1 protein-coding gene is annotated in these 586 nt (G+C 71.0%); it reads left to right on the top strand.

The genetic code is table 11. The features are described from left to right. A partial coding sequence (locus tag KV557_RS42005) for a glycosyltransferase family 2 protein (protein WP_374106738.1) occupies positions 1-576 on the top strand: 576 nt, incomplete at its 5' end. Between the last annotated feature and the right edge of the window lie 10 nt (positions 577-586).

Below are 586 nucleotides of genomic sequence, written 5' to 3'. Positions count from 1 at the left end.
CTGATCCGTGAGGCCTTCGAGCAGAACCCGCGCCTCGGGGTGGTGAGCTTCCGGATCGCGGACGAGACGGGGTTCACCCAGCGTCGGCACGTTCCCCGCTTCGGTGCCTCGGACCCGCTGCTGTCCGGCGAGGTCACCACCTTCCTGGGCGGTGGCCATGCCATCCGCATGAGCGTGATCGACCAGGTCGGCGACTTCCCGGCTCCGTTCTTCTACGCGCACGAGGAGACCGACTTCGCCTGGCGCGCGCTCGACGCCGGGTGGGACATCCACTACCGGGCCGACATGGTGTTGCAGCACCCGCGTACCGACCCGGCCCGGCACGCCACCTACTACCGGATGACGGCCCGCAATCGGGTGTGGCTGGCGAAGCGTCACCTGCCCGCCGTCCTGGTGCCGATCTACCTCACCTCCTGGGCGCTGTACACGCTGGTTCGCCGGCCGCCGCTGGCCGGGCTCAAGGCGTGGTGGTCCGGGTTCTTCGAGGGCGTCCGCACCCCATGCCCGCCGCGGCGACCGATGCGGTGGAGCACGGTGTGGCGGATGACGCGGCTGGGCCGACCGCCGGTGATCTGACAGCCGGCCC

Source organism: Kitasatospora aureofaciens, assembly GCF_019192735.1.
In the GTDB taxonomy this organism is placed as follows: Bacteria; Actinomycetota; Actinomycetes; order Streptomycetales; family Streptomycetaceae; genus Kitasatospora; species Kitasatospora aureofaciens_A.
Note: the sequence above shows the minus strand (reverse complement) of the source record. Positions and strands in the feature narration are given on the sequence as shown.